This is a genomic window from Enterobacter sp. PP-008-ECC_S150 (assembly GCF_045257065.1).
GTDB classification, from domain to species: domain Bacteria; phylum Pseudomonadota; class Gammaproteobacteria; order Enterobacterales; family Enterobacteriaceae; genus Enterobacter; species Enterobacter chengduensis.
Genome location: NZ_JBJHHG010000001.1, coordinates 526,567 through 542,229, shown reverse-complemented (window position 1 = coordinate 542,229; position 15,663 = coordinate 526,567). Strand labels below are relative to the sequence as shown.

Here is a 15,663-nt window from a genome sequence, read left to right as displayed (position 1 = left end):
GAACCATAGGCAATGGCGCTATTGCTCATTATAATCCGCGCCACACCATACTCAGGTATGCAAAACAACAGAACATTGACAGAGGTTATCATGGCTATTGAACGTACTTTTTCCATCATCAAGCCAAACGCGGTGGCAAAAAACGTTATTGGCAGCATCTTCTCGCGCTTTGAATCAGCAGGGTTCAAAATTGTTGGCACCAAAATGCTGCACCTGACCGTTGAGCAGGCTCGCGGCTTCTACGCTGAGCACGAAGGTCGTCCATTCTTTGACGGCCTGGTGGAGTTCATGACCTCCGGTCCTATCGTGGTCTCCGTGCTGGAAGGCGAAAACGCAGTACAGCGTCACCGCGACCTGCTGGGTGCAACCAACCCGGACAACGCGCTGGCCGGTACCCTGCGCGCTGACTACGCGGACAGCTTCACCGAGAACGGCACCCACGGTTCTGACTCCGTTGAATCTGCTGCACGCGAAATCGCTTTCTTCTTCGCAGAAGGCGAAGTGTGTCCACGTACCCGTTAATTTAACGGTTTCGTTTACACATTATTTTCGTAAATGCCGCGTCCAGACGTGGCATCCCTGCGTCAGACTTTGTACAATGCAACGCCCCGGACGAGCAGACCGCTTTCCGGGGCGTTTCTATTCAACCCTCCATGGGCCATAACGTGTAACAACGAGGCCGGTAAATATTATGTCTGAATTAGTGAATACCTCCGAAGTCGCCATTCCTGCGGTTCCCAATAAAAATGGAAAAATCAACCTGCTGGATCTGAACCGTCAGCAGATGCGCGAGTTCTTTAAAGAGATGGGCGAAAAGCCGTTTCGTGCCGATCAGGTCATGAAGTGGATGTACCATTACTGCAGCGACAATTTTGATGACATGACTGACATCAACAAGGTCCTGCGCAACAAGCTTAAAGAAGTGGCTGAAATCCGCGCGCCGGAAGTGGTGGAAGAGCAGCGCTCGGCAGATGGCACCATCAAATGGGCGATTGCCGTAGGCGATCAGCGCGTTGAAACCGTCTACATCCCGGAAGAAGACCGCGCCACGCTGTGCGTCTCCTCTCAGGTTGGCTGTGCGCTGGAGTGCAAATTCTGCTCTACCGCGCAGCAGGGCTTTAACCGTAACCTGCGCGTATCCGAAATTATCGGCCAGGTCTGGCGCGCCGCGAAAATCGTGGGTGCGGCAAAAGTGACCGGCACGCGTCCTATCACCAACGTGGTGATGATGGGAATGGGTGAACCGCTGCTGAACCTGACCAACGTCGTTCCGGCGATGGAAATCATGCTGGATGACTTTGGCTTTGGTCTGTCCAAGCGTCGCGTCACGCTGTCGACGTCGGGCGTTGTGCCTGCGCTGGACAAGCTTGGCGACATGATTGACGTCGCGCTGGCGATCTCCCTGCACGCGCCAAACGACGAAATTCGTGACGAAATTGTGCCGATCAACAAAAAGTACAATATCGAAACCTTCCTCGCTGCCGTGCGCCGCTATCTGGAGAAATCCAACGCCAACCAGGGCCGCGTCACCATCGAGTACGTGATGCTTGACCACGTCAACGACGGCACCGAGCATGCGCACCAGCTGGCTGAACTGCTGAAAGATACGCCGTGCAAAATCAACCTGATCCCGTGGAACCCGTTCCCGGGCGCGCCGTATGGCCGTAGCTCAAACAGCCGTATCGACCGCTTCTCGAAGGTGCTGATGGAGTATGGTTTCACCACCATCGTGCGTAAAACCCGCGGTGATGATATTGATGCCGCATGCGGTCAGCTGGCAGGTGATGTCATTGACCGTACCAAGCGCACCCTGCGTAAGCGCATGCAGGGCGAGACGATCGCGGTTAAAGCTGTTTGATTCTTATGCACTCACGGCGCATTATCTGCGCCGTGAGTGCATAACCTTACTGAATAATCAGTCAGAATCGTGATGACTGATCAATAATTACGGTGCGTTTCATCCGACTTTCGGGCAGTATGTAACGACGTAACAACAGTTTAGCCGTACGGGCAGGGCTGTACTGTCATCTCCGGGCTGACAGTCTTATACTCTCTGTTCGAGGCTAACTGACCAGAAGTTTCGCGGTGCGGGTGGCATTGTGACTCACCGGCGCCTGAACCCTTTTTTTCACGTACCAGTAGTTGTAGCGAATGAATACTGAAGCCACTCACGACCAACATGAAGCACTCTCCACTGGCGTTCGTCTTCGCAACGCCCGTGAACAACTCGGACTCAGCCAGCAAGCCGTTGCGGAACGCTTGTGCCTGAAGGTTTCCACGGTTCGCGATATTGAAGAAGATAAGGCGCCTGCCGATCTGGCTTCAACATTTCTGCGCGGTTATATCCGCTCTTACGCAAAACTGGTTCACATCCCCGAAAACGAATTACTGCCAATGATGGAGAAGCAGGCCCCGGTCCGTGCAGCAAAAGTTGCGCCGATGCAGACCTTCTCCCTGGGGAAACGTCGTAAAAAACGTGATGGCTGGCTGATGAGCTTTACCTGGCTGGTGCTGTTTGTCGTGGTCGGTCTGACCGGCGCATGGTGGTGGCAAAACCACAAGGCGCAGCAGGAAGAGATCACCACCATGGCCGATCAATCCTCCGCCGAGCTCAACCAGGCCGGTAATGACAACGCCCAGAGCGTGCCGCTGAATACCGACGGTGCGGCGTCCTCCAGCGAGCCACAGACCGCCGCGCCAGACGCGTCGGCGAACGGTGCAGCGCAGGCTCCGGCAGCAACGGCTAACACCGCTGCACCTCAGTCTCAGGATCAAAACGCGGTGGTTTCTCCTTCTCAGGCGAATGTGGATACTGCGGCGAACGCGCCTGCTACCACCCAGCCTGCAGATAATAGCGCTGCGACTCTGCCAACCAGTCCGGCAGGAACGGCGACAACAGCCGCCGATCCTAACGCGCTGGTGATGAACTTCAGCGCCGACTGCTGGCTGGAAGTGACTGACGCAACAGGTAAAAAACTGTTCAGCGGCCTGCAGCGTAAAGATGGCACGTTAAACCTAACCGGCCAGGCTCCTTATAAACTTAAAATCGGCGCTCCGGCAGCGGTACAGATCCAGTATCAAGGAAAACCTGTCGACCTGAGCCGCTTTATCAGAACTAACCAGGTTGCGCGTCTTACCGTTAATGCCGAACAATCAGCAGCACAGTAACAGACGGGCAAAGCGGGAGATTTTTCATGCATAACCAGGCTCCGATTCAACGTAGAAAATCGAAACGGATTTACGTTGGGAATGTGCCAATCGGCGATGGGGCACCTATCGCCGTTCAGTCGATGACCAACACGCGCACCACGGATGTGGAAGCGACGGTTAATCAAATCAAAGCATTAGAACGTGTAGGCGCGGACATTGTTCGCGTTTCCGTCCCGACCATGGATGCCGCTGAGGCGTTCAAACTGATTAAACAGCAGGTCAGCGTTCCGCTGGTGGCTGATATCCACTTCGACTACCGCATCGCACTGAAAGTGGCCGAATACGGCGTCGATTGCCTGCGCATTAACCCGGGCAACATCGGTAACGAAGAGCGTATCCGCATGGTGGTGGACTGCGCCCGCGACAAGAATATTCCAATCCGTATCGGCGTTAACGCCGGTTCCCTGGAAAAAGATCTGCAGGAAAAGTACGGCGAGCCAACGCCCCAGGCGCTGCTTGAATCTGCTATGCGCCATGTCGATCATCTGGATCGTCTTAACTTTGATCAGTTTAAGGTCAGCGTAAAAGCGTCAGACGTATTTCTCGCGGTTGAATCTTATCGCCTGCTGGCAAAACAGATCGACCAGCCGCTGCACCTCGGGATCACCGAAGCGGGCGGCCTGCGCAGCGGCTCTGTAAAATCCGCGATCGGTCTGGGGCTGCTGCTCTCTGAAGGGATCGGCGACACCCTGCGCGTTTCGCTGGCGGCCGATCCGGTCGAAGAGATCAAGGTCGGTTTCGATATTCTGAAGTCACTGCGTATTCGCGCGCGCGGGATCAACTTTATTGCCTGCCCAACCTGCTCGCGTCAGGAGTTTGACGTGATCGGTACGGTGAATGCCCTGGAGCAGCGTCTGGAAGACATTATTACCCCGATGGACGTCTCCATCATCGGCTGCGTGGTAAACGGTCCGGGTGAAGCTCTGGTCTCAACGCTGGGCGTCACCGGCGGTAACAAGAAAAGTGGTCTCTATGAAGATGGCGTTCGTAAAGATCGTCTGGATAATAGCGACATGATCGACCAGCTTGAAGCCCGCATCCGCGCCAAGGCCGCGATGATGGACGAGACACAGCGTATCAGCGTTCAGCAGGTTGAAAAATAACGTGATGGGAAGCCGTGAGCTTCCCATGTATGATTGAACCCATTCTTTGGGTTTTTTTTGTATATAGAAAGAGAATAAACGTGGCAAAAAACATTCAAGCCATCCGCGGCATGAACGATTATCTGCCTGGCGAAACCGCCATCTGGCAGCGCATTGAAGGCACGCTCAAGCAGGTGCTCGGCAGCTACGGTTACAGCGAAATCCGTTTGCCGATTGTAGAGCAGACCCCGTTATTCAAACGCGCGATTGGTGAAGTTACCGACGTGGTTGAAAAAGAGATGTACACCTTCGAGGACCGCAACGGCGACAGCCTGACCCTGCGCCCGGAAGGTACGGCGGGCTGCGTACGCGCCGGCATCGAACATGGTCTTCTGTACAATCAGGAGCAGCGCCTGTGGTATATCGGCCCGATGTTCCGCCACGAACGTCCTCAGAAAGGGCGTTATCGCCAGTTCAACCAGCTGGGTGTGGAAGTCTTTGGTCTGCAGGGCCCGGACATCGACGCCGAGCTGATTATGCTGACCGCCCGCTGGTGGCGCGCGCTCGGTATCGCTGATCACGTTTCCCTGGAACTGAACTCTATCGGCTCTCTGGAAGCGCGTGCTAACTATCGCGATGCTCTGGTGGCGTTCCTAGAACAGCATAAAGAGAAGCTGGACGAAGACTGCAAACGTCGCATGTACAGCAACCCGCTGCGCGTTCTGGATTCCAAAAACGCCGACGTTCAGGCACTGCTAAACGATGCGCCTGCGCTGGGCGACTATCTGGACGATGAGTCTCGCGAACACTTCGCGGGTCTGTGCAAGCTGCTTGAAGCGGCGGGCATCGCCTATACCGTTAACCAGCGCCTGGTGCGCGGTCTGGACTACTACAACCGTACCGTGTTTGAGTGGGTGACGAGCAGCCTCGGCTCTCAGGGCACCGTGTGCGCGGGCGGCCGTTACGATGGTCTGGTAGAGCAACTTGGCGGTCGCGCAGCGCCTGCGGTTGGCTTCGCGATGGGCCTTGAGCGACTTGTTTTGCTGGTTCAGGCAGTCAATCCGGAATTTAAAGCAGATTCCGTTGTCGATATATACCTGGTGGCCTCAGGCGCGGAAACGCAGTCTGCGGCAATGCAGCTTGCCGAACGCGTGCGCGATGCGCTGCCGGGCGTTAAGCTGATGACCAACCATGGCGGCGGCAACTTCAAAAAACAGTTTGCTCGTGCCGATAAGTGGGGCGCAAGTATCGCACTGGTGCTGGGTGAGTCCGAAGTGGCCAACGGCGAAGTGGTGGTGAAGGACCTGCGCTCTGGTGAGCAGACAACGGTAACGCAGGACGGCGTTGCGGCGCACTTGCGCACTCTATTGGGCTAAGGAGAAGGACTGCGTGGAAATTTACGAGAACGAACACGATCAGGTCGACGCGATTAAACGCTTCTTTGCTGAAAACGGCAAAGCGCTGGTTGTTGGGGTTATTTTAGGTGTCGGTGCGCTGGTGGGCTGGCGTTACTGGAACAATCATCAGGCGGATTCCGCGCGCGGCGCGTCTCTCTCCTATGAAAATACCGTGAGCGCAATTCGTGCCGATCAGCCGCAAACGCTGACGGCGGCAGAGAAATTTGCGGCTGACAACAAAAATACCTACGGTGCACTGGCGGCGCTGGAAGTGGCTCAGCAGTACGTTGATAAGAACGAACTGGATAAAGCCGCTGCTCAGCTCTCTCAGAGCCTTGCTGCGGCCAGCGATGAAAACCTGAAAGCGGTAATCAATCTGCGCCTGGCACGTATTCAGGTTCAGCAGAAAAAAGCTGACGATGCGCTGAAAACGCTCGATACCATCAAAGGCGAAGGTTTTGCTGCCATCGTTGCCGATCTGCGCGGTGAAGCACTGCTGAGCAAAGGTGACAAAGCGGGCGCGCGTAAAGCGTGGCAAGCCGGCGTAGAGAGCAATGCTTCACCTGCGCTGAGCGAAATGATGCAGATGAAAATAAATAATTTGTCCGTCTGAGAGGGACCCGATGCAATTGCGTAAATTACTTCTGCCAGGACTGCTTTCTGTTACGTTATTGAGTGGTTGTTCACTGTTCAGTGGCGAAGAAGACGTTGTGAAAATGTCCCCGCTGCCAACGGTTGAAAACCAGTTTACCCCCTCCACCGCGTGGGATGTCTCCGTGGGCAATGGGATTGGTGATTTCTATTCCAACCTTCATCCGGCCTATGCAGACAGCGTTGTGTATGCCGCTGACCGCAAAGGTACCGTAAAAGCGGTGAACGCGGATGACGGAAAAGAAGTATGGTCCGTTAACCTGGCGGAAAAAGACGGCTGGTTCTCGCGTAAATCTGCACTGCTGTCGGGCGGTCTGACCGTTGCCGGTGGTCATGTCTACGTAGGCAGCGAAAAAGCGCAGGTATATGCGCTTAACAGCAGCGACGGCTCCATTGCCTGGCAAACAACCGTGGCGGGTGAATCTCTGTCGCGTCCGGTAGTAAGCGACGGCCTGGTGCTGATTCATACCAGCAACGGCCAGCTGCAGGCGCTGAACGAAGCGGACGGCCTGGTGAAATGGACCGTTAACCTGGACATGCCTGCGCTCTCTCTGCGCGGCGAATCCGCACCGGCTACCGCGTTTGGTGCTGCCATTGTGGGCGGTGACAACGGTCGCGTAAGCGCCGTGCTGATGCAGCAGGGCCAGATGATCTGGCAGCAGCGTATCTCTCAGGCCACAGGCTCAACGGAAATTGACCGTCTGAGCGACGTGGACACAACGCCGGTCATCGTTAACGGTGTGGTTTACGCGCTGGCCTATAACGGCAACCTGACCGCGCTGGATCTGCGCAGCGGCCAGATCATGTGGAAACGTGAGCTGGGCTCGGTGAATGATTTCGTCGTGGAAGGTAACCGTATCTATATGGTTGACCAGAACGACCGTCTGCTGGCGCTGAGCACCGAAGGTGGCGTGACGCTGTGGACGCAAAGCGATCTGCTGCACCGCCTGCTGACCGCACCGGCGCTGTACAACGGTAGCCTGGTGGTCGGTGACAGCGAAGGGTATATGCACTGGATCGATCCGGAGAATGGCCGCTTTGTTGCACAGCAAAAAGTCGACAGCTCTGGTTTCCTGACCGATCCGGTTGTGGCCGACGGCAAACTGCTGATTCAGGCAAAAGACGGCACGCTGTACGCGATCACGCGTTAATTACCCGGCGGTTGTAGTATACTAAACGGCTCCTGTTCACTCAGGAGCCGTTTTGACATTTTTAAAAACGCCGCGAAAGCGACGTTATTTTGAATTTTATGAGGCTTCAAACATGGTACCTGTGGTCGCGCTTGTCGGGCGCCCTAACGTTGGAAAATCCACTCTTTTTAACCGTTTAACACGCACCCGTGATGCGCTGGTTGCGGATTTCCCGGGGCTGACGCGTGACCGTAAGTACGGTCGTGCAGAGGTGGAAGGACGCGAGTTCATCTGTATTGATACCGGTGGTATTGACGGCACAGAAGACGGCGTGGAAACCCGCATGGCGGAACAGTCGCTGCTGGCGATTGAAGAAGCAGATGTGGTGCTGTTTATGGTGGATGCGCGCGCTGGCCTGATGCCGGCGGACTCCGCTATCGCAAAACACCTGCGTTCACGCGAAAAGCCGACCTTCCTGGTGGCGAACAAAACCGACGGCATTGATGCCGATCAGGCCGTCGCGGACTTCTGGTCCCTGGGCCTGGGTGAAATCTACCCGATTGCGGCATCGCACGGCCGCGGAGTGACCAGCCTGCTGGAAACCGTTCTGCTGCCGTGGGTTGACGAAGTGAACCCGCCGGAAGAGGTGGACGAAGACGCTGAATACTGGGCGCAGTTCGAAGACGGAGAAGAGGGCGAAGAAGAGCCTGAAGACGACTTCAACCCGCAGGATCTGCCGATCAAGCTGGCTATCGTGGGTCGTCCAAACGTAGGTAAGTCTACGCTTACTAACCGTATTCTGGGTGAAGAGCGCGTGGTCGTTTACGACATGCCGGGCACCACCCGCGACAGCATCTACATCCCGATGCAGCGCGATGAGCGTGAGTATGTCCTTATCGACACCGCCGGGGTGCGTAAGCGCGGAAAAATCACCGATGTGGTGGAAAAATTCTCCGTTATCAAAACCCTGCAGGCGATCGAAGATGCCAACGTCGTGCTGCTGGTTATCGACGCACGCGAAGGGATCTCCGATCAGGACCTCTCTCTGCTCGGCTTTATCCTCAATAGTGGGCGCTCGCTGGTTATCGTGGTCAACAAATGGGATGGCCTGAGCAACGAAGTGCGTGAGCAGGTGAAAGAGACCCTCGACTTCCGTCTGGGCTTTATCGATTTTGCCCGCGTGCACTTTATCTCTGCGCTGCACGGCAGCGGCGTGGGTAACCTGTTCGAATCCGTGCGTGAAGCTTACGACAGCTCCACCCGTCGTCAGAGCACCGCCATGCTGACCCGCATCATGAATATGGCAGCGGAAGACCATCAGCCGCCGCTGGTGCGCGGTCGTCGCGTGAAGCTGAAATATGCCCATGCCGGTGGCTATAACCCGCCAATCGTGGTGATCCACGGCAACCAGGTGAAAGATCTGCCGGATTCCTACAAGCGCTACCTGATGAACTACTTCCGCAAGTCGCTGGACGTGATGGGCACGCCTATCCGTATCCAGTTTAAGGAAGGGGAAAACCCGTTCGCTAACAAGCGCAACACCCTGACGCCGAACCAGATGCGTAAGCGTAAGCGCCTGATTAAGCACATTAAGAAAAGCAAATAAGCTTTTCCAGTCTCACGAAAGCCCGCGATTATCGCGGGCTTTTTTTTGCCCAATCATACCGCCGGTTTTCCCGGTGTGATGTCAATCACTATTCACTTTTAACCAAGTTTAAATCTAAGAAAGTAGACAATCGTCGAATTTTCATCTTAAAGTCCAGGGTCCGGTACTAGACAAACCTGGCGCCGGGTTATCAAATGGTTAACTCACTTTTCGCCGCATGTAAAAAATCGGCCAGATACGTAACTGGCCGGCGTACCTGCTGGTGTTTACAAGCACGACACATACCTTTCGGGAGAATTATGCAATCCTCTGTTAATCAAAAAGAGAGCCGGACGTTCTTCGGCCATCCGTATCCGCTCGGTTCGCTGTTCTTCACCGAGATGTGGGAGCGTTTCTCGTTTTACGGCATTCGCCCGTTACTGATCCTGTTTATGGCCGCCACCGTCTATGACGGCGGGATGGGCCTGGCGCGTGAAAACGCCTCCGCGATTGTCGGTATCTTTGCCGGTACCATGTACCTGGCCGCGCTGCCGGGCGGCTGGCTGGCGGATAACTGGCTCGGCCAGCAGAGAGCCGTCTGGTACGGTTCGATCCTGATTGCGCTCGGTCACCTGTCGATTGCGCTCTCGGCTATCATGGGCGACGACCTGTTCTTTATCGGCCTGATGTTTATCGTGCTCGGCTCCGGGCTGTTCAAGACCTGTATCTCGGTCATGGTAGGTACCCTGTATAAAAAAGGCGACGCGCGTCGTGACGGCGGTTTCTCGCTGTTCTATATGGGCATCAACATGGGCTCGTTCATCGCGCCGCTGATTTCCGGCTGGCTGATTAAAACTCACGGCTGGCACTGGGGCTTTGGCATTGGCGGCATCGGGATGCTGGTGGCGCTGATCATCTTCCGCGTGTTTGCCGTTCCGGCAATGAAGCGCTATGACGGCGAAGTCGGCCTCGACTCCACCTGGAACAGCCCGGTGGTGAAGCGTAACGGCGTGGGCGTGTGGCTGCTGGCGCTGGCGGCAGGCGTGGCAACGATCGTGACGCTGATTGCGCAGGGCGTGATTGTGATTAACCCGGTCGCGGTAGCCAGCGTGCTGGTCTACGTCATTGCGGCGTCCGTTGCCCTCTACTTTATTTATCTGTTTGTTTTTGCGGGCCTGAATCGTAAAGAGCGCGCCAGGCTGCTGGTCTGCTTTATTCTGCTGATCTCCGCGGCGTTCTTCTGGTCCGCGTTCGAACAGAAGCCAACCTCGTTCAACCTGTTTGCCAACGACTACACTAACCGCACGATCGGCGATTTCGAAATCCCGGCGGTGTGGTTCCAGTCCATCAACGCCCTGTTCATCATCCTTCTGGCACCGGTGTTCAGCTGGGCGTGGCCGAAGCTGGCGAGCATGAACATTCGCCCGAGCAGCATCACCAAGTTTGTTATCGGTATTCTGTGTGCGGCGGCGGGCTTTGGCCTGATGATGCTGGCGGCGCAGAACGTGCTGAGCAGCGGTGGGGCGGGCGTGTCGCCGTTCTGGCTGGTAGGCAGTATCCTGATGCTAACGCTCGGCGAACTGTGTCTCAGCCCGATTGGCCTGGCGACCATGACGCTGCTGGCGCCGGAGAGAATGCGCGGCCAGATGATGGGTCTGTGGTTCTGCGCGAGCGCGCTGGGTAACCTGGCGGCAGGGCTGATTGGCGGCCACGTGAAGGCCGACCAGCTGGATATGCTGCCGGATCTCTTTGCGCGCTGCTCCATCGCGCTGCTGATTTGTGCCGCGGTGCTGATCGTCCTCATTGTTCCGGTGCGCCGCATGCTGGAAAATGCGCAGACTAAACCGGCAGCTGAAGCCTGATCGTATTCAGCCTACCGGGGCGCTTTTCCTGCCCCGGTAAAATTCAACAGGAGAGTGTATGTCGATAACCTGCCCGGATTGCCAGGCTACGCTTGAGCCCCTGAACGGGGTAGCACACTGCGAGCGCTGCAATAAAGATATTGCGCTTGAAGCCCGTTGCCCGGAGTGCCATCAGCCGCTCCAGGTTTTAAAAGCCTGCGGGGCGGTGGACTATTTCTGCCAAAACGGCCACGGCTTGATCTCTAAAAAACGCGTGGAGTTTGTTCCGGTCGAAGGTTAATCGCACACGCAGCCTTCGCCTTTCTTCCACAGCTCGACCAGCGACTCGGGGGCTTCCTGCTCCGGCACCAGCACGATGATATCGGCGTAGTGCGCCTGATTTTGTCCGGTCCAGATAATCTGGATGCGGAAATAGCGCTGGTCGCCGCTGCCGGGTGACGCGGCTTGCCCGGGCGGCTGGCCGCGTGGAAACGCCTGCTCCAGGATGCTCACCAGGCGCTGGCGCTGGGCCTCATTGAGCGAGGCGAGCGCGATGGTGCGCTGCCCGCTCAGCTTGGGAATAAAAGCGACGCCGCCTTCCCGGGCCAGTTCAACCACGGCGTCATCCGTCAGTTCCGGAACCTGCATTTACAACACTCCCACCTGTTCCCAGGCTTGTTTAATGGCCGCCCCAACGTCGCCGCCGGAGCGCTTCTCTCCGTGCGCGATCGTCAGTTTTGCGAAGGCCTCAAAATCCGCATCCTGCGCCAGATTGCGATCGCAAACCGTGTCGTACCAGGCATAACCCGCTTTTTCCCACGCGTAGCCGCCAATCGCCGTCGCGGCCAGGTAGAATGCCCGGTTAGGGATGCCGGAGTTCAGATGCACGCCGCCGTTATCCTCGCGCGTTTTAATGAAATCCTTCATGTGCGCAGGCTGTGGGTCTTTGCCGAGCAGCGGATCATTGTAGGCGGTACCCGGTTCAGACATGGAGCGCAGCCCTTTGCCGTTGATCCCTTTCGCCAGCAGCCCTTCACCAATCAGCCAGTCCGCCTTATCGGCGGTTTGCTTGAGATGGTACTGTTTCACCAGCGAGCCAAACACGTCAGAGAGAGACTCGTTCAGCGCGCCGGACTGCTCAAAGTAGATGAGCCCGGCTTCGGTCTCGGTCACGCCATGGCTCAGCTCGTGCGCTACCACGTCGATGGCGATGGTAAAGCGGTTAAATATTTCCCCGTCGCCGTCGCCGAACACCATCTGCTGACCGTTCCAGAAGGCGTTCTGATATTCCCTGCCGTAGTGCACGGTGCCGGTTAAAATAAGCCCTTTATTATCGAGCGAATCGCGCTGATATTCTTTCCAGAAGAAATCGTGGGTAACCCCTAAATAATCGTAGGCTTCATCGACCGCCACATCGCCATTCGACGGCTGGCCTTCATAACGCACCTGCGTACCCGGCAGCTCCTGGGTTTGCTTCGCATCGTAGATATCACGCTCCAGCTGTCCGGCTTTATTCACGTGCGGCGCGGCGGGTTTGCCCGGCATATGGGCCATCAGCGTCTGGACATGGGTTAAGGTCTGGCGGGCACAGCGCTGCTGCGGCTCGGAACCGCTTTCGATAATACGACGCAGAATATACGGGGGAATAACGCTATAAAGATGGGTCATGCTGCTCTCCTTATTAAAAAAGGAATAGCAGCAGTATAGTAAGTAACCGGCGAAGAATTATCCGGTTTTACGCTGGCGCGTCTTTTTCACCGGTTTTATTGATTTCACTTCGCTTTCGACCCAGCCGTCTGAAAGACGCGTCGTCAGCACATCGCCGGTATTGACCTGTTTGGTTTGCTTGAGCACCTTGCCGTCCGTTGCCGTCGTCACGCTATAGCCGCGCGCCAGCGTGGAAAGAGGGCTGACCGCTTCAAGATGGGTCACCGCATTGCCAAAGCGTTCGCGGGTGGCGCTGAGACGGGCACGCAGGTTTTCCGCCAGACGGTACTCCAGCTGCTGGAGCCGCGTTTGCGCGCGATAAATTTTCGGCTGCGGGTTCTGCTGGTTCAGGCGCTGATTTACGCGCTGCTGGCGCGATACCGCGCGCTTGAGCTGCGCGTCCATCGCAAAATTCATGCGCTGGCGCAGACGCTCCAGCACCGTCTGCTGACGCGCCAGGCGCAGCTGCGGGTGCTGCTGCTGCAGACGATGATGCAGCTGGGTAAAGCGCCGGGTCCGGTTGGCGAGGTAGTAGTCCATCGCCATCTCAAGACGCTGCTGGCCGCTCTGGATTTGACGCAGCAGCTCCAGCTGGTTGCGGCTGACCACTTCCGCCGCAGCGGACGGCGTAGGGGCACGCAGATCCGCGACAAAATCGGCTATCGTCACGTCCGTTTCGTGCCCGACGGCGCTCACCACGGGGATTAGGCTGGCAAAGATTGCCCGCGCCACGCGCTCGTCGTTAAAGCTCCAGAGATCTTCCAGCGAGCCGCCGCCGCGCCCGACGATGAGGACGTCGCACTCCTGACGGGCGTTCGCCAGCTCAATGGCTCGCACAATCTGGCCCGGCGCATCGTCGCCCTGAACGGCGGTCGGGTAGATAATGACGGGCAGGGAAGGGTCGCGACGCTTCAGCACGTGCAGAATATCGTGCAGCGCAGCACCGGTTTTCGAGGTGATGACGCCCACGCAGTGGGCAGGCGAGGGCAGCGGCTTTTTGAACTGCTGGTCAAAAAGTCCCTCTTCGGAGAGCTTCGCCTTTAACTGCTCGTACTTCTGCTGCAGCAGGCCTTCGCCCGCTGGCTGCATGCTCTCGACGATAATTTGATAATCACCGCGCGGCTCGTACAGGGTAATATTGGCGCGCACCAGAACCTGCTGGCCGTGCTGCGGACGGAACGTTACGCGGCGGTTGCTGTTGCGGAACATTGCGCAGCGCACCTGGGCGGTATCGTCTTTTAGGGTAAAGTACCAGTGGCCGGAAGAGGGCTGCGTGAAGTTAGAGATCTCACCGCTGATCCAGACCTGCCCCATTTCCTGCTCAAGCAGCAAACGCACCGTCTGATTCAGGCGGCTGACGGTATAAATTGAGGGGGATTGAGAGGATAACATGTGAGCGGGATCAAATTCTAAATCAGCAAGTTATTCAGTCGATAGTAACCTGCTGAGAGGTGAGCGCAAGCATTTTTTTTAAAAAAGTGTGGATGCAATCGGTTACGCTCTGTATAATGCCACGGCAATATTTAACCACCCAGGTCAGAGATATTGCCCATGCTACGTATCGCTAAAGAAGCACTGACGTTTGACGACGTCCTCCTCGTTCCCGCTCACTCCACCGTTCTGCCGAATACTGCCGACCTCAGCACGCAGTTGACGAAAACCATTCGCCTGAACATTCCTATGCTCTCCGCGGCAATGGACACCGTGACTGAAGCGCGCCTGGCTATCGCCCTGGCACAGGAAGGCGGCATTGGCTTTATCCACAAAAACATGTCCATCGAGCGTCAGGCGGAAGAAGTTCGCCGCGTGAAGAAACATGAATCCGGCATTGTGTCTGACCCGCAGACCGTTCTGCCAACCACCACCCTGCACGAAGTGAAAGCTCTGACCGAGCGTAACGGCTTCGCCGGTTACCCGGTGGTGACCGAAGAGAACGAGCTGGTCGGCATTATTACCGGCCGTGACGTGCGTTTCGTGACCGACCTGAACCAGCCCGTCAGCGTATACATGACGCCAAAAGAGCGTCTGGTTACCGTTCGCGAAGGTGAAACCCGCGACGTTGTGCTGGCAAAAATGCACGAAAAACGCGTTGAAAAAGCGCTGGTTGTTGACAGCAACTTCCACCTGCGCGGCATGATCACCGTTAAAGATTTCCAGAAAGCAGAACGTAAACCGAACGCCTGTAAAGACGAGCATGGCCGTCTGCGCGTTGGCGCTGCGGTTGGCGCAGGTGCCGGTAACGAAGAGCGCGTTGACGCGCTGGTTGCGGCGGGCGTTGACGTCCTGCTGATTGACTCCTCTCATGGCCACTCCGAAGGCGTTCTGCAGCGTATTCGTGACACCCGTGCCAAATACCCTGACCTGCAGATCATCGGCGGTAACGTGGCCACTGGGGCAGGCGCTCGTGCGCTGGCTGACGCCGGCTGCAGCGCGGTGAAAGTGGGTATCGGTCCTGGCTCAATTTGTACTACTCGTATCGTCACCGGCGTGGGCGTTCCGCAGATCACCGCCGTGTCTGACGCGGTTGAAGCGCTGGAAGGCACCGGCATTCCGGTTATCGCCGACGGCGGTATCCGCTTCTCTGGCGACATCGCCAAAGCGATCGCCGCGGGCGCCGCTGCCGTCATGGTAGGCTCCATGCTGGCCGGTACCGAAGAATCCCCGGGTGAGATCGAACTCTACCAGGGCCGTTCTTACAAATCTTACCGCGGCATGGGCTCTCTGGGCGCGATGTCCAAAGGTTCCTCTGACCGTTACTTCCAGACCGATAACGCCGCCGACAAGCTGGTGCCGGAAGGTATCGAAGGTCGCGTTGCCTATAAAGGCCGCCTGAAAGAGATCATTCACCAGCAGATGGGCGGCCTGCGCTCATGTATGGGTCTGACCGGCTGTGGTACCATTGACCTGCTGCGTACCAAAGCGGAATTCGTACGCATCAGCGGTGCGGGTATCCAGGAGAGCCACGTTCACGACGTGACGATCACCAAAGAGTCTCCGAACTATCGTTTGGGCTCCTGATTTTCTTCGCCCGACCTTGTGTCGGGCGATTTATTTAATCTG

General features: G+C 56.7%; 14 protein-coding genes. 11 read left to right on the top strand and 3 right to left on the bottom strand.

The window, feature by feature from the left end; translation table 11 throughout:
- Nucleotides 1-90: 90 nt before the first annotated feature.
- From ndk to ACJBF3_RS02385, 10 genes are all read left to right on the top strand, one after another.
- Nucleotides 91-522: a nucleoside-diphosphate kinase gene (gene ndk / locus ACJBF3_RS02430; RefSeq protein ID WP_045326029.1), complete on the top strand. Its 432-nt coding sequence runs from the start codon at nucleotides 91-93 to the stop codon at nucleotides 520-522.
- 169 nt (nucleotides 523-691) lie between these two features.
- Complete coding sequence (locus tag ACJBF3_RS02425) at nucleotides 692-1,858, top strand: bifunctional tRNA (adenosine(37)-C2)-methyltransferase TrmG/ribosomal RNA large subunit methyltransferase RlmN (protein ID WP_014171168.1); 1,167 nt, start codon at nucleotides 692-694, stop codon at nucleotides 1,856-1,858.
- A gap of 293 nt (nucleotides 1,859-2,151) precedes the next feature.
- Nucleotides 2,152-3,168, top strand: coding sequence for a cytoskeleton protein RodZ (gene rodZ, locus ACJBF3_RS02420; protein WP_045326027.1), 1,017 nt, complete (start codon nucleotides 2,152-2,154; stop codon nucleotides 3,166-3,168).
- Between the two features lie 26 nt (nucleotides 3,169-3,194).
- Nucleotides 3,195-4,313 (top strand): flavodoxin-dependent (E)-4-hydroxy-3-methylbut-2-enyl-diphosphate synthase, encoded by a 1,119-nt coding sequence (gene ispG, locus ACJBF3_RS02415; protein WP_023308814.1) that lies wholly within the window; start codon nucleotides 3,195-3,197, stop codon nucleotides 4,311-4,313.
- A gap of 80 nt (nucleotides 4,314-4,393) precedes the next feature.
- Nucleotides 4,394-5,668: a histidine--tRNA ligase gene (gene hisS, locus ACJBF3_RS02410; RefSeq protein WP_045326022.1), complete on the top strand. Its 1,275-nt coding sequence runs from the start codon at nucleotides 4,394-4,396 to the stop codon at nucleotides 5,666-5,668.
- 13 nt (nucleotides 5,669-5,681) lie between these two features.
- Nucleotides 5,682-6,302 carry a YfgM family protein gene (locus tag ACJBF3_RS02405; protein ID WP_045326020.1) on the top strand — a complete coding sequence of 207 codons (621 nt, stop codon included), beginning with the start codon at nucleotides 5,682-5,684 and terminating at the stop codon, nucleotides 6,300-6,302.
- Nucleotides 6,303-6,312: 10 nt separating this feature from the next.
- Complete coding sequence (gene bamB, locus ACJBF3_RS02400) at nucleotides 6,313-7,491, top strand: outer membrane protein assembly factor BamB (protein ID WP_045326015.1); 1,179 nt, start codon at nucleotides 6,313-6,315, stop codon at nucleotides 7,489-7,491.
- A 112-nt stretch (nucleotides 7,492-7,603) separates the two neighbouring features.
- Nucleotides 7,604-9,076 carry a ribosome biogenesis GTPase Der gene (gene der / locus ACJBF3_RS02395; RefSeq protein ID WP_023308811.1) on the top strand — a complete coding sequence of 491 codons (1,473 nt, stop codon included), beginning with the start codon at nucleotides 7,604-7,606 and terminating at the stop codon, nucleotides 9,074-9,076.
- 299 nt (nucleotides 9,077-9,375) lie between these two features.
- Nucleotides 9,376-10,917: a peptide MFS transporter gene (locus tag ACJBF3_RS02390; protein ID WP_045326012.1), complete on the top strand. Its 1,542-nt coding sequence runs from the start codon at nucleotides 9,376-9,378 to the stop codon at nucleotides 10,915-10,917.
- Nucleotides 10,918-10,975: 58 nt separating this feature from the next.
- The gene (locus tag ACJBF3_RS02385; RefSeq protein ID WP_045326011.1) at nucleotides 10,976-11,197 is read left to right on the top strand and encodes a zinc ribbon domain-containing protein; all 222 of its coding nucleotides are present in this window, start codon (nucleotides 10,976-10,978) and stop codon (nucleotides 11,195-11,197) included.
- Here ACJBF3_RS02385 and ACJBF3_RS02380 read toward each other — a convergent pair.
- Genes ACJBF3_RS02380 through xseA form a run of 3 tightly spaced genes read right to left on the bottom strand, consistent with a single transcriptional unit; the run spans nucleotide 11,194 to nucleotide 13,995 of the window.
- A complete protein-coding gene (locus ACJBF3_RS02380) occupies nucleotides 11,194-11,544 on the bottom strand; it encodes a protealysin inhibitor emfourin (RefSeq protein ID WP_045326008.1) in 351 nt (116 codons plus the stop codon). The genes ACJBF3_RS02385 and ACJBF3_RS02380 overlap by 4 nt on opposite strands.
- Nucleotides 11,545-12,564: a M4 family metallopeptidase gene (locus ACJBF3_RS02375; protein WP_047716106.1), complete on the bottom strand. Its 1,020-nt coding sequence runs from the start codon at nucleotides 12,562-12,564 to the stop codon at nucleotides 11,545-11,547. It abuts the gene before it with no gap.
- A 57-nt stretch (nucleotides 12,565-12,621) separates the two neighbouring features.
- Nucleotides 12,622-13,995, bottom strand: coding sequence for an exodeoxyribonuclease VII large subunit (xseA, locus tag ACJBF3_RS02370; RefSeq protein WP_045326004.1), 1,374 nt, complete (start codon nucleotides 13,993-13,995; stop codon nucleotides 12,622-12,624).
- A 159-nt stretch (nucleotides 13,996-14,154) separates the two neighbouring features.
- Between xseA and guaB the strand changes: the two genes are divergently transcribed.
- Nucleotides 14,155-15,621 (top strand): IMP dehydrogenase, encoded by a 1,467-nt coding sequence (guaB, locus tag ACJBF3_RS02365; protein WP_008502128.1) that lies wholly within the window; start codon nucleotides 14,155-14,157, stop codon nucleotides 15,619-15,621.
- The last annotated feature ends 42 nt before the right edge of the window (nucleotides 15,622-15,663 follow it).